Genomic DNA, 15,266 nt, shown 5'->3' on the forward strand with positions numbered 1-15,266 from the left:
CCCCACCGGGCCTCTCGCGTCCCTCGTCCCTCTTCCGCGGGGACCGGTTCCGTCACATCAGAACAGCCGCAGCTTGTCGTCCTCGATGCCGCGCATCCCGTTGTAGTCCAGCACCACGCACCCGATGCCCCGGTCCGTCGCCAGCACCCGGGCCTGCGGCTTGATCTCCTGCGCCGCGAACACACCCTTCACCGGCGCCAGATGCGGGTCCCGGTTGAGCAGCTCCAGATAGCGGGTGAGCTGCTCCACGCCGTCGATCTCGCCGCGCCGCTTGATCTCCACCGCGACCGTGCCGCCGTCGGCGTCCCGGCAGAGGATGTCCACCGGACCGATCGCCGTCGGGTACTCGCGGCGGATGAGGCTGTACCCCTCGCCCAGCGTCTCGATGCGGTCGGCGAGCAGTTCCTGGAGGTGCGCCTCCACGCCGTCCTTGATCAGACCGGGGTCGACGCCCAGTTCATGGGACGAGTCGTGGAGGACTTCCTCCATCGTGATGATCAATTTCTCGCCCGCTTTGTTGATGACCGTCCAGACGCCGGTGTCCTCGTCCGTCCCTTCCTTCAACGTGCAGGGCGGCGACATCCAGTTGAGCGGTTTGTACGCCCGGTCGTCGGCGTGGATGGACACACTGCCGTCGGCCTTGACCAGGATGAGACGGGGAGCGGAGGGCAGGTGGGCGGTGAGCCGGCCCGCGTAGTCGACGGAGCAGCGGGCAATGACGAGACGCATGGTCGGCAACGCTACTCGACCGCCGCCGTCGCGCGCGATTCGCCCTGGAAGCCCCCGTTCGTTATTGGCCGGTTGTGGCCCCATAATCCTGGTGCCCTCCGGTCGGCGCGCCTAACGTGGATGCGGGAGGTCGCCGGTCGTGCACGCTGCGTCGTCGTCGCCTCCTTCCCTGCCCGTAAGGCCCCGTTCCCCGCGGGGTCGCGAGAGGAGAACCCATGTCGCTCGACGTCTCACCGGCGCTGTTGGATCAGGCCGAGCGAGGCGAGGTCGATGAAGCGGCTTTCGTCGACTGCGTCCGGACCTCCCTGCCCTATGCATGGGAGATGATCAGTTCTCTGGTGGCTCAGCTGAAGGTGGACGGTGGACAGTTCGCCGACAACCAGACGCCCCCGCCGGACGAGCAGGCACGTGGTCAATTGCTGCGCGCGCTCGCGAGTGATGCCATTCGCGGTGCGCTCCAGCGTCACTTCGGAGTGCGGCTCGCATTCCAGAACTGCCACCGCGTCGCGGTGTTCCCGTTGGACCCCTCGGTCGACGAGCGGCTGACCCGCTTCACCTCGGTGCGGGCCCAGTTGCTCAACCAGTCTCCTGAACTCCGGGACTGCTGACGGTTTCGGCTGCCGCTCCCGCGCCGTGGGAGGTACCACGGCGCCGGAGCGGCAGCGTCCCTGAGGGCCCGTACGTCCGTACCCTCCCCGCACGCTCGTACCCCGCATGGCCCCGCACGCCCCGTACGTCCGGACGCTCAGGCGAGCAGGGGGAGCACCTCCGTCCCCAGGCGCTGTACGTTCTCCTCCGTCGCCGCCAGATCGCCGGAACCCTCCACGAGCAGCGCGAAGCGCGTGATGCCCGTACGCTCCGCCGTGGCCGCGAGCCGGTCCGCCGCCAGCCTCGGCGGCCCCACCGGGTGCAGGGCGCAGAGCAGTTCCGTGTACGCCACCGGGTCGCGCATCGAGCGCGACCTGCCGTCGACCGTCACATGCGCGCCGAGACCCTGGCGCAGCCAGCCGGGCATCGCCTTGACCAGGGTCTCCGTCGCGGCGGCGCGGCTGTCCGCGATCTGTGCCACACCGGCCGACACATGCGGGGCGTGCTCGATCTCCGCGGGCGCCAGCCCCGCCGCGCGGGCGTGCGTACGCCACAGCGCGACCATATCGGCCTTCTCGTCGTCGCCGCAGTGCATGCCCAGCAGCATCGGCAGCCCGTGCCGGGCCGCCAGCCGCACGCTCCGGGGTGAGGTACAGGCCATGATCGTCTCGGGCCGGCCGCCGGGGCGCGACAGCTCGTCGGCGCGCGGGACGACGGCGACCTCACGGAAGGCGTACCGGTCGCCGGCGGCCGCCACCCGTGTCCCGCGCAGCCAGCGCAGCAGCAGCTCCAGGGACTCCGGGAAGTCGCGCTCGTAGGCGTTGAGCCCCGTGCCGAAGACCTCCAGGTCGACCCAGGGGCCGCCGCGACCCACCCCGAGGGTGAACCGTCCCCCGGAGACGAGATGGAGCAGCGCGGCCTGCTCGCCGAGCGCCACCGGATGTACGTTCGGCAACACGCTGACCGCCGTACCCACCCGGATGTGTCGCGTACGGCCGAGCAGCAGCGCGGCCAGGGTCACGGCCGACGGGCAGACGCCGTACGGCACGAAGTGGTGCTCGGCCAGCCAGACCGCGTCGAGCCCCGACTCCTCGGCCAGTTCCGTGGTCCGCACCGCCCGGTGCAGTGCTTCTCCCTGTCCCTGGCCCGGGAACTGGGCGGCCAGTACAAAAGCTCCAACACGCATCGCCTTCTGCCTCCTCGCGGCCGACGCGACTCCCCCTACTGGCAACAACGTCTGACACGTGCCAAAGGCACGGCCGGACACGAAACTCGTGCGATTGTCCGGTGAGTACCGCCCGCGGACCCCCTGCGGAGGCGGGGTGCGCACGCCTCTACGGGGCGTCTGCCCGGTGGTGCGCGCCGTAGGCTGGATTCGGTCCGTGCTGTCTGCCCCGTGAGGTGTTCCGTGTCCCCGCGTCGCAACCGCCCCCGAGGCGGCGACAACCCGACCGACCGATCCGCCGACTCCGGCGACCGGTACGGCGGCTTCCAGCGGTCGGAAACATGGCAGGGCGAGAACTGGTCAGTTCGACACGTGGCGGGGGCAAGTGCCGCCGGTAAGCGGTACCGCTGCCCCGGATGCGACCAGGAGATCCCCTCCGCGGTGGCCCATGTGGTGGCGTGGCCCGAGTACGGCGGGGTGGACGACCGGCGTCACTGGCACCAGGCGTGCTGGAACGCGAAGGACCGCCGCACCTCGCGGGTGCAGCGGTCCCGTAACGCGCCGCGGTACTGAGCCCGGCGCCGCGCGTCCGGCGCGCCGGACGTCGCACGTCGCACGTCGCACGTCACCGCGCCGGATGTCGCAGGTCACCGCGCCGGACGTCACCTGTCACACGTCACATGCCACCTGTCACACGTCGCGCTGGTCGAGGGAGAAGTACGCGCCCGTCATCGCGAGCGCCGTCAGCCCGGTGATGATCCACAGCGCCGTCGACCCCTGGGGTCCCACGGAGCCGAAGGCGTCCCCGTAGAGCTGGACGAGCTGGCTCGGGATCGAGTAGGCGAGCAGGAACTCCTGGACGCCCGCGAGCGACCTGGCCATCATGAACATCGCGAGGACGAGCGGCAGCAGCACCAGGCCGATCATCACGGTGATCGCCCCCGCCGAGTGCCTGACCAGCGCGCCGACCGCCATCGACAGCAGCCCGAGCATGGCCAGGTAGAAGCTGACCCCCACGGTGGCGCGGATCCACTCGCCGGTGGTGGGCGCGGTCGCGTCGAGGATCGAGGTCTGGAGCGCGGCGACGACCATCGTGGTCACGGTCGTGACCGTGAAGACGACGACGAAGAAGACCAGCGACTTGGCGGCCAGCACCCGGCCGCGGCTGGGGCAGGCGGTCAGCGTGGTGCGGATCATGCCCGTGCCGTACTCCGAGGTCATGGTCAGCACCCCGAGGGTGATCACGCAGAGCGACCCGAGCAGCACCCCGAAGAAGCCGAGGCCGAGCATGGACGCACCGGAGACCTCGGCCTCCACGTCGGTGGCGGTGCGGGCGGAGGCGACGATCAGCGCCGCGAGCAGCCCGATCCCGACGATCAGGAGGACCATCACCCCGAGGGACCAGAGGGTGGCCCGTACGGAGCGCAGCTTCGTCCACTCCGAGGCCAGGGCGTCCCCGAGATGGGCGCGCCGGGCCGGGATCGGCGAGGTGTACGGCGCCGTCGCGTGCGGCGCCCGGCCCTGGTGCGGAAGGTGCGGCTGGTGCGGGGCCTGCTGGTGCGGCGTCGTCATCGGGCGTCCTCGGTGCTGTCGCGCTTCGTCGGCTCCGCGGCGGGTGCCGGGGTGTCCTGCCGGGACGGGGCGGCCCCGGGCGGCGGTGGGGGGTACCAGCCCTGCTGCGGCACCTCGGGGACCACGGGGGGCGTGTAGCCCTGCGGGGCCGCCTCGTACCCCTGCGGAGGCCCGTAGCCGGGCGGCTGGGGCGGCGGGGTGAAGCCGGCGAGGGCGTCGGCCGTGGAGCGGTAGTCGACGGTGGACTGCGTCATCCGCATGTACGCCTCCTCCAGCGACGCCTGGTGCGGGGACAGCTCCCAGAGCCGTACGTCCGTGCCGTGCGCCAGCTCGCTGATCCGGGGGAGCGGCAGCCCCGTGACGCGCAGCGCGCCGTCCGGCTCGGAGAGCACCTGGCCGCCCGCCCCGGTCAGCGCCGAGGCCAGCTTCTCGCGCAGCTCCGGCTCGTCCGCCGGGGTACGGACCCTGGCGAAATCGGCCGAGTTGGCCGAGATGAAGTCCTTGACGCTCATGTCGGAGAGGAGCTGACCCCGGCCGATCACGATGAGGTGGTCGGCGGTCACCGCCATCTCGCTCATCAGGTGCGAGGAGACGAAGACCGTACGGCCCTCGCTCGCGAGCTGCTTCATCAGATTGCGCACCCAGAGGATGCCCTCGGGGTCCAGGCCGTTGACCGGCTCGTCGAAGAGCAGCACCTGCGGGTCCCCGAGGAGCGCCGCCGCGATGCCGAGCCGCTGCCCCATACCGAGCGAGAAGCCCTTGGAGCGCTGCTTGGCAACGCCCTGGAGGCCGACGACGCCGAGGACCTCGTCCACCCGCGCGGCCGGGATGCCGGAGAGCTGGGCGAGCGAGAGGAGGTGGTTGCGCGCGCTGCGCCCGCCGTGCACGGCCTTGGCGTCGAGGAGCGCGCCGACCTGGCGCGGGGCGTTCGGGAGCTGCCGGAAGGGATGGCCGCCGACCGTGACACGACCGCTGGTGGGCCGGTCGAGACCGAGGATCATCCGCATCGTCGTGGACTTGCCGGAGCCGTTGGGGCCCAGGAACCCGGTGACATGGCCGGGCCTCACCTGGAAGGAAAGGTTGTACACGGCCGTCTTGGCGCCGTAGCGCTTCGTCAGGCCGACTGCCTCGATCATTCTCCAGCCCCATCGACAGGTCAGGTCGTCGGGGCAGTGGCCGGTCCGGGCCGAAGGCCCCCGTTAGAGTTAGGAGGATATCCAGGCGTTGACGGTTCCGGCCAAGTCGTTCCGGCGGAGAGTCGGCCGCGGGGCGTGTGGCGGATCGGGCACGGAGCGTGTGGAGAGTCGGCCACGGGGCGCGCGGCGAGTCGGCCACGGGGCGCCTGACGAGCCGGCCACGGGGCGCCCGAAGAGCCGGCCACGGGAAGCCTGGCCCGCGCTTCCGCGCCGGGGCCGGACGCTACGCGTCGCGCTTCTTCAGTACGGCGTATCCGCCCGCCAGCGCGGCCACCACCCACAGCGCCATGATCCCCAGCCCCTCCCACGGGCCGTACGGCGCCGGGGTCGAGTTCAGGGCCCCGGTGACCACCTGGGTGATCTGGCGTCCCGCCTGGTCGGGGAAGTACCGGGCGACCTCCTTGGCGCCCGGGACGGCTGCGAGGATCTGCGAGACGAGGAAGAAGAACGGCATCAGGATGCCGAGCGAGAGGATCGAGCTGCGCAGCATCGCGGCGACGCCCATCGAGAACAGCGCGATCAGCGTCATGTAGAGACCGCTGCCGATCACCGCGCGCAGCACGTTCGGCTCGCCGAGCGTCGTGCCGTGGTCCCCGAGCAGCGCCTGCCCCAGGAAGAACGCCAGGAAGCCGGTGATCAGCCCGACCACCAGCGCCAGCACCCCGGCCACCAGGATCTTGCCGAAGAGGAACGTGGCGCGCCGCGGTACGGCCGCCAGCGAGGCGCGGATCATCCCCGAGCTGTACTCGGAGCCGACCACCAGCACCCCGAAGACCACCATCGCGAGCTGCCCGAGAACCATCCCCGAGAAGCTGGTGTACGTCGGGTCGAAGGTCGCCCGCTCCATCTCCGACAACGTGCCGAACTGGGAGTTCACCACCGCGGAGAGCGCCCCGCCCAGGGCCACCGTCACCACCAGCGCGCTGACCAGCGTCCAGGTCGTGGAGGGGACCGTACGGATCTTGGTCCACTCGGAGCGGAGGACCGCAGGAACCGATGCCATGGTCAGACCCCCTGGCTCTCGCCGGACCCGCGGGAGTGGTACTCGACCGACTCCGCCGTCATCCGCATGAACGCTTCTTCGAGGGAGGCGCGCTGGGCACTCAGCTCGTGCAGCACGATCCCGTGGCGCGCGGCCAGCTCACCCAGCTCCTCCGTGGTCGCGCCGTCGACCTCCAGGACCCCGCCGGCCGCGTCCGCCGCCGTGAAACCCGCCTCGTGCAGCGCGTCCCTCAACTGCTCGGGCTGCGGGGAACGCAGCCGCGCGTAACTCCGGGAATTCGCGTGGATGAAGTCGGCCATCGATGTGTTCGCGAGCAGTCTGCCCTGTCCGATCACGATCAAGTGATCGGCGGTCAGGGCCATTTCGCTCATCAAGTGACTGGATACGAAGATCGTGCGTCCTTCGTGTGCAAGCGCCTTCATAAGATTGCGGATCCAGTGGATTCCCTCGGGGTCCAGGCCATTCACCGGTTCGTCGAACATCAAGATCTCCGGATCACCGAGCAGCGCCGCCGCGATACCGAGCCGCTGCCCCATCCCGAGGGAGAATCCCTTCGACTTCTTCCGCGCCACCGCCGTCAGTCCGACCACGTCGAGGACGTCGTCGACCCGGGACGCCGGGATCCGGTTGCTCTGCGCCAGACAGAGGAGGTTGTTGTACGCGGTTCGGCCCCCGTGCATCGACTTGGCCTCCAGCAGCGCCCCGATGTGCTTCAGGGGTTCCGCGAGGTCCCGGTAGTGCCGTCCGTCGATCCGGACCGAGCCTCCCGTCGGATGGTCCAGGCCGAGCATCATCCGCATCGTGGTCGACTTGCCCGCCCCGTTGGGACCGAGGAAGCCCGTCACCACGCCGGGCCGCACCTGGAAGGAGAGGTGATCGACCGCCACCTTGCGGCCGAAGCGTTTGGTGAGCCCCTCTACCTCGATCATGCGGCCAACCTAAACGCGCGCAAAGCCCCCCGCCACCGGAGTGACAGGGGGCTGCGCGATCGTTACCCGATCGATCGGCCGGAGCCGTGGTGGATCAGCGCGACTGCTGCGCCGGGACCCCACGGGAGATCGGCTCGTCGTCCGCCGGGGAGCCGGCGGCGGCCACCGCGGCACCCGTCAGCGTCGCCAGCATCTCGCGGACGTTGGTGAGCTGGGCGTTGATCGAGTCGCGGCGGTTCGTGAGCGCCGCCAGCTCGCGCTCCGATTCGCTGCGGATCCGGTCGGCCTTGGCGTTCGCGTCCGCCACGATGTCCTCGGACTGACGCTGCGCCGTCTCGACCGTCTGACGGGCCCTGCGCTCCGCGTCGGTACGCAGCTTCTCGGCCTCCAGACGAAGCTGCTCGGCGCGGTGCTCGATCTCCGCCAGGCGCTTCTCGGCCTTGGCCTGACGGGACGCCAGGTCGCGCTCCGACTGCTCACGCCGCTTGGCGAGGTTCGTCTCGAAGTCCGTGGCGGCCTGGGCGGCCTTGGCACGGGTCTCCTCGAAGAGCGCGTCGGCCTCCTCGCGCTTGGACTGCGCGTCCTTCTGCGCGTCCGAACGGAGCGTCGCCGCGTCGCCCTTCGCCTTGTCGACGATACGGACGCCCTCGTCCTCGGCCTTCGCCTTGCGCTCGACGGCGAACGCCTCGGCGTCGTTGCGTACCTGCTGGGCCGCCGACTCGGCGAGCTCACGGTGCTGTTCCGCCGCGCGACGGGCCTCCTCGCGCAGGTCCTTCGCCTCCTCCTCGGCGAGGCGGAGGATCTTCTCGACGCGGGCGCCGAGACCGGCGTACGACGGCTCGGCGTCGCTGACCTGGGCCTGGGCGTTCTGCGTCTCGAGGTGGAGTTCCTCGATGCGCTTTTCGAGAGCGGTGATGCGGGCCAGTGCACTGTCACGGTCGGCGACGAGTTTGGTAATGCGGTCGTCCACCTGACCGCGGTCGTAACCACGCCGCACGAGCTCGAAGCCGAATGGGGAGGAAGTGTCGCTCATGGGGTTCCTGTCGAATGAGACCGGTGAGGTGATAGAAGGAATCCTAGGGGCCTGAGCGGCGTGTCACCGAGTCGATGCAGCTTTGATATGGAGAATGTCCAGCCTTTTGAGTGGCAAGTCGCCCTCAGGAGACACCTGGAGCGTCCCACGATCGGGGGAACGACGACGTGGGGGGCGGGTACACCGCCCCCTGATCGCCGCATGGTCCGACGGTCTAACCGTCGGAGGACTTGCTACTCGAACGAGTGGTTCCGGCCACGGCGCCCGCCTTGACGGGATTGTCCTTCCCGCCGCCTGACGGTGTCTCGAACGACTCCAGCGCCTCCAGCACATCCTGGACACGGGAGATCTCCGCCTGGATGTCCTCACGCCTGCGCACCAGCACATCCAGCTCGTGCTTGCCCTCGTCGACCATCTGTTTCGCCTCGGCGGCGGCCTCGGCGCGCAGTTGCTCGGCCTCCCTGACCAGGGTGGCCTTCTTCTGCTCGGCCTCCTTGAGGAGCCCCTCCGCCTTGCGCACCGCCGCGATCCGGACCGAACTCGCCTCCGAATTGGCGTCCGCGACCAGCTCCTTGGCCTTCTCCTCGGCCTCGGTGCGCTGCTCGTCGGCGGCCTTCATCAGCTTGTCGACGCGCTCGCCCGCCGTCCTGAGCTGCTCGGACGTCTCGCGCCGCGCCCGCTCGTGGAGTTGCTCGATCTCGTTCTCGACGCGCCTGCGCAGCTCCTCGCCCCGCTCCCGTATGGCCGTCGCGTCCCGGCGCGCCCCCACCAGCAGCTCGTTCGCGTCCGAACGGGCCTGCTCCACGAGGGAGTTCCCGTCGACCGTCGCGTCCGAGGTGATCCGGGCGGCCTCCTTGCGGGCGGCGCCCACCAGCGTGTCGGCCTGCTTCTCGGCCTCCGTGGCGGCGCGCAGCCCTTCCTCCTGGGCCTTGTTGACGAGCTGGTCCGCCTGCTCGGCGGCGTCGGAGCGGCGCTTCGCCGCGTCCTTGCGCGCCTCGTCGAGCAGCCAGTCCGTCTCCTCCTGCGCCTCGTTCCTGACCCGCTCGGCCGTGGCCTCGCTCTCCCGCTTGAGCTGCTCGGCCTCGGTCCGTACCCGCTCCGCGGTCTGCTGCGCGGCGTTCACCGTCTCGGCGGCCTCCGCGCGCATCCGCTCGGACTCGCCCGCGGCCTCGTTGATGAGCCGGTCGGCCTGCGTGGCGGCGTCGCCCCGCATCCGGTTGGCGTCCTCACGGGCCTCGGCGCGGCTGCGGGACGCGTCCTGCTCCGCCGCCGACAGGGCGTCCGACGCCTCCGTCCGTACCCGCTGCGCGTACTCGGCGGTGTCGGCGCGCAGCCGCTCCGCCTCCCCGATCGCGTCGTTGACGGTGCGTTCGGCGAGCGCCTGGGCGGCCTCCGTCTCCGCCTGGACACGGGTACGGAGCTGGTTCGCCTCCGCGGTGGCCCGCTCCCGCTCGGCGCGCGCCTCCGCCCGTGCCCGGTCGGTCTCCTCGCGCGTCTCCGCCTGGAGCTGGTCCGCGGCCTCCTCGGCGGCGACCCGCTGCGCCAGGATCTCCTGCTCGGCCTGGTCGTGCAGCCCCGCGACCGCGTCCCGTACCTGCTGGGCGGTCTGCTCGGCGGCGGCGACCAGCTCCGTGGCGCGGTAGTCGGCCTCGCCCACCAGCCGCTGTGCCTCGGTCTGCGCGTCCTCGACCCGTTTACGGGCCGACGCGAGCAGTTCCTCGCTCTGCTCGCGGGCGCGCTCGCGCTCCTGCTCCGCCTCGGCGCGGGCGCCCGTCAGGGTCTCCTCGGCCTCGCGGCGGCGACGGGTCGCCTCCTCCTGCGCGGCGGCCAGCGCCTCGGCGGCCTCGGCGGCGACCCGCTCGGCGGCGGCGCCCGCCTCCGCCCTGATCCGGTCGGCGCTCTCCTGCGCCTCGGTCTTGAGCCGCTCCGCCTCGGAAGCGGCCTCCGTACGCAGCCGTACCGCCGCGTTCTCCGCCTCGGCACGGGACGCCGAGGCGTCCTGGGCCGCCTCCGTGCGCAGCCGCTCGGCCTCCTCCTCGGCCTGGGCCTGGAGCGTACGGCCGCGCTCCGCGGTCTCCGTGCGCAGCCGCTCGGCCTCCTCGGCCGCCTCGCGGCGGATCCGCTCGCCCTCGGCGCGCGCCTCGGTCAGCGCCTCCTCGGCGGACGCGAAGCGCGTCTCCGCCTCCGTGTGCAGCCGGGTCAGCTCGCCGGCCGCCTCGGCCTTGCGGGCCTCGACGCCCCGCTCGGCCTCCTCGCGCAGCTCGGCGGCGGCCTGTTCGGCGGCGGCCTTCATGACCTGGGCGAGGTCCTCGCCCTCCTCGCGCAGCCGCTCGGCCTCGGCGCGGGTGCGCTCCAGGGTCTCCTCGGCCTGCCGGCGCAGCGTCGTGGCGCGCTCGATGGCCTCGGTGCGGACCCGCTCGCTCTCGGACGTCGCGCTCGTGCGCAGCTCGTCCGCGTCCGCCTTCGCCTTCGTCAGCAGTTCCTCGGCGGACCTGGCCGCCTCCTCGATCTGCTGGACGGCCTCCCTGCGGGCCTCGCCGCGGATCCGCTCGCCCTCCGCGACCGCCTCGGACCTGAGCTGCTCGGCCTCGCCGCGCAGCCGGCGCGCCTCCTCCTGGAGCTCGACCGTCTTGGCGCGGTACTCCTTGGTGTCGTCCTTGGCCGCGCCCTTGAGCTGGTCGGCCTGTTCGGCGGCCTCGCCGCGCAGCCGGTCCGCCTCGGCCTCGGCCTCGTGGCGGATCCTTTCGGCCTCCTCGCTCGCCGAGCGGGTGGTGGCCTGCGCGTCGTCGGACGCCTTCGTCAGGACCTCTTCGGCGGTACGGGCCGCCTTGGCGAGCTGGGCCGCGGTGTCCTCGGCGGCGACCGCGCGGGCCTTCTCGGCGGCCTCCGCGACCAGCTTCTCGCCCTCGGCGCGGGCGTCGGCGAGGGCCTGCTCGGCGTCCGCCTTGGTGGCCTCGGCCTCCTTGGTCGCCTCGTTGACCAGCCGGGCGATCTCCGACTTGGCGGTACGCGTGCGCTGCTCGTTCTGCGAATCGGCGCCGGAGAGCCGCTTGGCCGCGGTCTCCTTCGCCTCCGTGACGACCTTCTCGGCCTCGGCCCTGGCCTCCCGCAGCCGCTCCTCGGCGGCCTGCATCCGCTGCTCGGCGGCGCGGCTCAGCTCGGTGGCCTGCTGGCGGGTCTGGTCGGCCTCGGCGGTGGTGGAGGTACGGAGCTGTTCGGCGTGGCTGGTGGCCTCCTGCGCCTGCGACGAGGCGGCGTTCAGCATCCGCTCGGCGTCCCTGCGGGCCCGCAGCAGCAGCGCCTCGGCCTCGGCCCTGGCCGTCTCGGCCTCGGAGCCCAGCCGGCGCCGCGCCTCGTCGGTCACCCGCGCGGCCTCGGCGCGCGCGGCGGCGAGCGACTGCTCGACCTCGGCGCGCGACTCGTCCATCAGCCGCCTGGCCTGGGCCTCCGTACGGGCACGGAGCTGTTCGGCCCAGGCGACGTTCTCGTTGACGTGGGACTCGACGGTCTGCCGGCGCTCCGCCAGCTCCTGGTCGAGCCGCTGGCGGCGCTGGACGGCCTCCGTGTGCAGCTCCGCCTGGAGCCGCGCCTGGTGCTCGGCGTGCTCCTGGAGAATGCGCTGCGTCTGGGCGCGCGCGTCGCGCAGCTCGCGCTCGGCGTCCTGGCGCATCTGCTCGGCCTGCATCTGCGCGTTCCGCAGATGCTGTTCGGCCTGATAGCCGAGGTCGCCACTGTCGTACGAGGAAGAAGGACGGGTCGCCAGAGCGCGCCGTGCCTCGTGGAGCTTGGCGCGCAACACCTCGACCTGGTAACCGAGGTCCTCGGCGTGCTGGACGGCCTTCTCCCGCGCGGTCTTCAGCCGGTCCATCTCGGCTTCGAACCGCGAGAGGTGGTCGTCCTCAGCTCGGTGGCTCTGCTGGCTTTCGTAGCCCCGCACTGCGCGGTCCCATCCGTCCCCTGGTCGCAACTGCCCTATTGGGCACCGTTCTCGGCGAACGGACCCCCGGGGGAATGGTGACAGATCATTGACAGGGGCGCGGCCCCGGCCCGGCCCCGGCCCGGATGCGCCACTCTACCGGGCCGGGAATCCTTAAGGTCAGTGCTCCGGGCGGGAGGTGACCAGTTCTGTGAGTACGCCGTGGCAGTCCTTGGGGTGGAGGAACGTGATGCGGGACCCCATCGAGCCGGTGCGCGGCTCGTCGTAGAGGACCCGTACACCCTTGTCCCGCACGGCCTGGGCGTCCCCGTCCACGTCGGCGGTACCGAACGCGATGTGGTGCACGCCCTCCCCGTTCTTGGCCAGCCACTTGCCGACGGCCGAATCCTCCCGGGTGGGTTCGAGGAGCTGGAGGTACGAGGCTCCGCCGTCGGAGGTCTCGTTGATCTTGAGCATGGCCTCGCGGACGCCCTGCTCCTCGTTGACCTCGGTGTGGAACACCTCGAACCCGTACGTGGACCGGTAGAACTCGACGGTCTTGTCGAGGTCGCGACAGGCGATTCCGATGTGGTCGATTCTCGTCAGCATGCAGACAGTGCAGCGGTAGGGAGGTGATTACGCAACGTGCGAGCCGTCACATGTGCCGCCGGGTGACCCGGACCCGTACCGCTCAGTACATTTGAAGTGAACCGTCGTTCACACGGCGGCGGGCCCACCGTCCGCACCTCAGGCCGCACGCAGCCGCACACAAAGGGGATCGCGTCCCATGTCTGGAACGAACACCACCACCTCCGTGATCGTCGCCGGTGCCCGTACCCCCATGGGACGGCTCCTCGGCTCGCTCACCACCTTCTCCGGCGCCGACCTGGGCGGTTTCGCGATCAAGGCCGCCCTGGAACGGGCCGGGATCGCCGGCGACCAGGTGCAGTACGTGATCATGGGACAGGTGCTCCAGGCCGGGGCGGGGCAGATCCCGGCGCGCCAGGCGGCCGTCAAGGGCGGCATCCCGATGAGCGTCCCCGCACTCACCGTCAACAAGGTCTGTCTCTCCGGGCTCGACGCGATCGCGCTGGCGGACCAGCTCATCCGCGCGGGTGAGTTCGACATCGTCGTCGCCGGTGGCCAGGAATCGATGACGAACGCCCCACACCTGCTGCCCAAGTCCCGCGAGGGCCACAAGTACGGCGCCATCGAGATGCTGGACTCCATGGCGTACGACGGGCTCACCGACTCCTTCGAGTCCATCGCCATGGGCGCCTCCACGGAGAAGCACAACGCCCGGCTGGGCATCGCGCGCCTCCCGCAGGACGAGTTCGGCGCCCTCTCCCACCAGCGGGCCGCCGCCGCCCGGAAGAACGGGATCTTCGAGGAGGAGATCACTCCGGTCGAGATCCCGCAGCGCAAGGGCGAGCCGGTCCTCTTCTCGCAGGACGAGGGGATCCGTCCCGAGACCACCGTGGAGTCGCTGGCGCGGCTGCGTCCCGCGTTCGCCGCGGACGGCACGATCACCGCGGGCACCTCCTCGCAGATCTCCGACGGCGCGGCGGCCGTCGTCGTCATGAGCAGGGCGAAGGCCGAGGAGCTGGGCCTGGAGTGGCTGGCCGAGATCGGCGCGCACGGCAATGTGGCGGGCCCGGACAACTCGCTCCAGTCCCAGCCCTCGAACGCGATCAGGCACGCTCTGGACAAGGACGGCCTCGACATCGACGACCTGGATCTGATCGAGATCAACGAGGCGTTCGCGGCGGTCGCCGTGCAGTCCATGAAGGACCTCGGCGTGTCCCCGGAAAAGGTGAACGTGAACGGGGGTGCGATCGCGCTGGGCCACCCGATCGGGATGTCCGGCGCCCGGCTGGTGCTCCATCTCGCGCTGGAGCTGAAGCGGCGCGGCGGCGGGACCGGCGCGGCGGCGCTCTGCGGAGGCGGCGGCCAGGGGGACGCGCTGATCGTCCGCGTGCCGTGACCGTGAGCGTGACCGTATTTCAGCCATATCCGCGGCGGTGCGGCCGGGCGTGGCCGGACGGGGTCCCGCCGTACGCGGTCCGGTCGTACGTCCGGTCGTACCGCGTCGGGTCGGACGGGGGCCGGTCGGACGGGGTCCGGTCGTACGTCCGGTCGTACGGGGAGCCGCGGCAGGGCGGCGTGAGAGGAACGGAGCTGTGATGCAGGACGTCCCCGGGCTGGTGGCCCAGGCACGCGAGGGCCGGCCGCGGGCCGTGGCCCGGCTGATCTCCCTGGTCGAGGGGGCGTCCCCGCAGCTCCGCGAGGTGATGGCGGCACTGGCCCCGCTCGCGGGGAACGCGTACGTCGTCGGCCTGACCGGATCGCCCGGTGTCGGCAAGTCGACCTCCACCTCGGCGCTGGTCTCCGCGTACCGCAGGGCGGGGAAGCGGGTCGCCGTACTGGCGGTCGACCCCTCGTCCCCCTTCTCCGGCGGCGCGCTCCTCGGCGACCGGGTCCGGATGTCCGAGCACGCCTCCGACCCGGGCGTCTACATCCGGTCGATGGCGACGCGCGGCCATCTCGGAGGTCTGGCCTGGGCGGCCCCGCAGGCGATCCGGGTGCTGGACGCGGCGGGATGCGACGTGATCATCGTGGAGACGGTCGGCGTCGGCCAGTCGGAGGTCGAGATCGCCTCGCAGGCCGACACCTCGGTGGTGCTGCTGGCGCCCGGCATGGGCGACGGCATCCAGGCCGCCAAGGCGGGGATCCTGGAGATCGGTGATGTGTACGTGGTCAACAAGGCCGACCGCGACGGCGCCGACGCCACGGCCCGCGAGCTGAACCACATGCTCGGCCTCGGCGAGTCCCGGGGCCCCGGCGACTGGCGTCCGCCGATCGTGAAGACCGTCGCCGCCCGGGGCGAGGGCACCGACGAGGTGGTGGAGGCGCTGGAGAAGCACCGCGCCTGGATGGAGGAGCACGGCGTCCTCGCCGAGCGCCGGGCCGCCCGCGCGGCCCACCATGTGGCTACCAAACCCGTCACGCCCCCGCCCCCGCCCCCCCCGGGCGGGTCCCGGTGTTTTTCCCCGCTGTGGGGGCACCGGCGCTCGCCGCCGGCCACCCCGTGGTCGCCCTGGAATCGAACGTCATCACCCACGGACTCCCCTACCC

13 protein-coding genes are annotated in these 15,266 nt (G+C 71.6%); 4 read left to right on the top strand and 9 right to left on the bottom strand.

The genetic code is table 11. The features are described 5' to 3' along the window. Positions 1–57 precede the first annotated feature (57 nt). Positions 58–729, bottom strand: a complete 672-nt coding sequence (gene nucS, locus ACFXPK_RS30205; protein ID WP_385003485.1) for an endonuclease NucS — start codon at positions 727–729, stop codon at positions 58–60. A gap of 215 nt (positions 730–944) precedes the next feature. On the opposite strand from nucS, the gene ACFXPK_RS30210 reads away from it, so the two are divergent. Then, positions 945–1,337: an SCO5389 family protein gene (locus ACFXPK_RS30210; protein ID WP_385003488.1), complete on the top strand. Its 393-nt coding sequence runs from the start codon at positions 945–947 to the stop codon at positions 1,335–1,337. Positions 1,338–1,474: 137 nt separating this feature from the next. Here ACFXPK_RS30210 and ACFXPK_RS30215 read toward each other — a convergent pair whose 3' ends face one another. Continuing rightward, on the bottom strand, positions 1,475–2,503 hold the full coding sequence (locus ACFXPK_RS30215) for an LLM class flavin-dependent oxidoreductase (RefSeq protein WP_385080284.1): 1,029 nt from the start codon (positions 2,501–2,503) through the stop codon (positions 1,475–1,477). A 222-nt stretch (positions 2,504–2,725) separates the two neighbouring features. On the opposite strand from ACFXPK_RS30215, the gene ACFXPK_RS30220 reads away from it, so the two are divergent. Continuing rightward, positions 2,726–3,055 carry an ATP/GTP-binding protein gene (locus ACFXPK_RS30220; RefSeq protein ID WP_385003493.1) on the top strand — a complete coding sequence of 110 codons (330 nt, stop codon included), beginning with the start codon at positions 2,726–2,728 and terminating at the stop codon, positions 3,053–3,055. A 117-nt stretch (positions 3,056–3,172) separates the two neighbouring features. Here the strand turns inward: ACFXPK_RS30220 and ACFXPK_RS30225 are convergent, their stop codons facing one another. From ACFXPK_RS30225 to mce, 7 genes are all read right to left on the bottom strand, one after another. Beyond that, on the bottom strand, positions 3,173–4,054 hold the full coding sequence (locus ACFXPK_RS30225; protein ID WP_385080286.1) for an ABC transporter permease: 882 nt from the start codon (positions 4,052–4,054) through the stop codon (positions 3,173–3,175). Continuing rightward, positions 4,051–5,190, bottom strand: a complete 1,140-nt coding sequence (locus ACFXPK_RS30230) for an ABC transporter ATP-binding protein (RefSeq protein WP_385003499.1) — start codon at positions 5,188–5,190, stop codon at positions 4,051–4,053. The genes ACFXPK_RS30225 and ACFXPK_RS30230 overlap by 4 nt, the downstream gene beginning before the upstream one ends. Before the next feature lie 283 nt (positions 5,191–5,473). Further along, positions 5,474–6,253: an ABC transporter permease subunit gene (locus ACFXPK_RS30235; RefSeq protein ID WP_385080288.1), complete on the bottom strand. Its 780-nt coding sequence runs from the start codon at positions 6,251–6,253 to the stop codon at positions 5,474–5,476. Between the two features lie 2 nt (positions 6,254–6,255). Next, positions 6,256–7,182: an ABC transporter ATP-binding protein gene (locus ACFXPK_RS30240; protein WP_385003503.1), complete on the bottom strand. Its 927-nt coding sequence runs from the start codon at positions 7,180–7,182 to the stop codon at positions 6,256–6,258. A 94-nt stretch (positions 7,183–7,276) separates the two neighbouring features. Next, positions 7,277–8,215 carry a cellulose-binding protein gene (locus tag ACFXPK_RS30245; protein WP_385080290.1) on the bottom strand — a complete coding sequence of 313 codons (939 nt, stop codon included), beginning with the start codon at positions 8,213–8,215 and terminating at the stop codon, positions 7,277–7,279. A 214-nt stretch (positions 8,216–8,429) separates the two neighbouring features. After that, complete coding sequence (scy, locus tag ACFXPK_RS30250) at positions 8,430–12,152, bottom strand: polarized growth protein Scy (protein ID WP_385080292.1); 3,723 nt, start codon at positions 12,150–12,152, stop codon at positions 8,430–8,432. 159 nt (positions 12,153–12,311) lie between these two features. Beyond that, positions 12,312–12,740 carry a methylmalonyl-CoA epimerase gene (gene mce, locus ACFXPK_RS30255; protein ID WP_385003509.1) on the bottom strand — a complete coding sequence of 143 codons (429 nt, stop codon included), beginning with the start codon at positions 12,738–12,740 and terminating at the stop codon, positions 12,312–12,314. A 178-nt stretch (positions 12,741–12,918) separates the two neighbouring features. Between mce and ACFXPK_RS30260 the strand changes: the two genes are divergently transcribed. Then, a complete protein-coding gene (locus ACFXPK_RS30260) occupies positions 12,919–14,115 on the top strand; it encodes an acetyl-CoA C-acetyltransferase (RefSeq protein ID WP_385080294.1) in 1,197 nt (398 codons plus the stop codon). A 199-nt stretch (positions 14,116–14,314) separates the two neighbouring features. Next, positions 14,315–15,266, top strand: a 952-nt coding sequence (gene meaB, locus ACFXPK_RS30265) for a methylmalonyl Co-A mutase-associated GTPase MeaB (RefSeq protein ID WP_385080296.1), incomplete at its 3' end; no start/stop codon positions are given.

This window comes from Streptomyces sp. NPDC059142, from assembly GCF_042755665.1.
In the GTDB taxonomy this organism is placed as follows: Bacteria; Actinomycetota; Actinomycetes; order Streptomycetales; family Streptomycetaceae; genus Streptomyces.

Excerpts from the sequence above, each read along its gene's own strand:
- nucS (WP_385003485.1), bottom strand. The coding sequence starts at position 729 with ATGCGTCTCGTCATTGCCCGCTGCTCCGTCGACTACGCGGGCCGGCTC.
- ACFXPK_RS30210 (WP_385003488.1), top strand. The coding sequence starts at position 945 with ATGTCGCTCGACGTCTCACCGGCGCTGTTGGATCAGGCCGAGCGAGGC.
- ACFXPK_RS30215 (WP_385080284.1), bottom strand. The coding sequence starts at position 2,503 with ATGCGTGTTGGAGCTTTTGTACTGGCCGCCCAGTTCCCGGGCCAGGGA.
- ACFXPK_RS30225 (WP_385080286.1), bottom strand. The coding sequence starts at position 4,054 with ATGACGACGCCGCACCAGCAGGCCCCGCACCAGCCGCACCTTCCGCAC.
- ACFXPK_RS30230 (WP_385003499.1), bottom strand. The coding sequence starts at position 5,190 with ATGATCGAGGCAGTCGGCCTGACGAAGCGCTACGGCGCCAAGACGGCC.
- ACFXPK_RS30235 (WP_385080288.1), bottom strand. The coding sequence starts at position 6,253 with ATGGCATCGGTTCCTGCGGTCCTCCGCTCCGAGTGGACCAAGATCCGT.
- ACFXPK_RS30240 (WP_385003503.1), bottom strand. The coding sequence starts at position 7,182 with ATGATCGAGGTAGAGGGGCTCACCAAACGCTTCGGCCGCAAGGTGGCG.
- ACFXPK_RS30245 (WP_385080290.1), bottom strand. The coding sequence starts at position 8,215 with ATGAGCGACACTTCCTCCCCATTCGGCTTCGAGCTCGTGCGGCGTGGT.
- mce (WP_385003509.1), bottom strand. The coding sequence starts at position 12,740 with ATGCTGACGAGAATCGACCACATCGGAATCGCCTGTCGCGACCTCGAC.
- ACFXPK_RS30260 (WP_385080294.1), top strand. The coding sequence starts at position 12,919 with ATGTCTGGAACGAACACCACCACCTCCGTGATCGTCGCCGGTGCCCGT.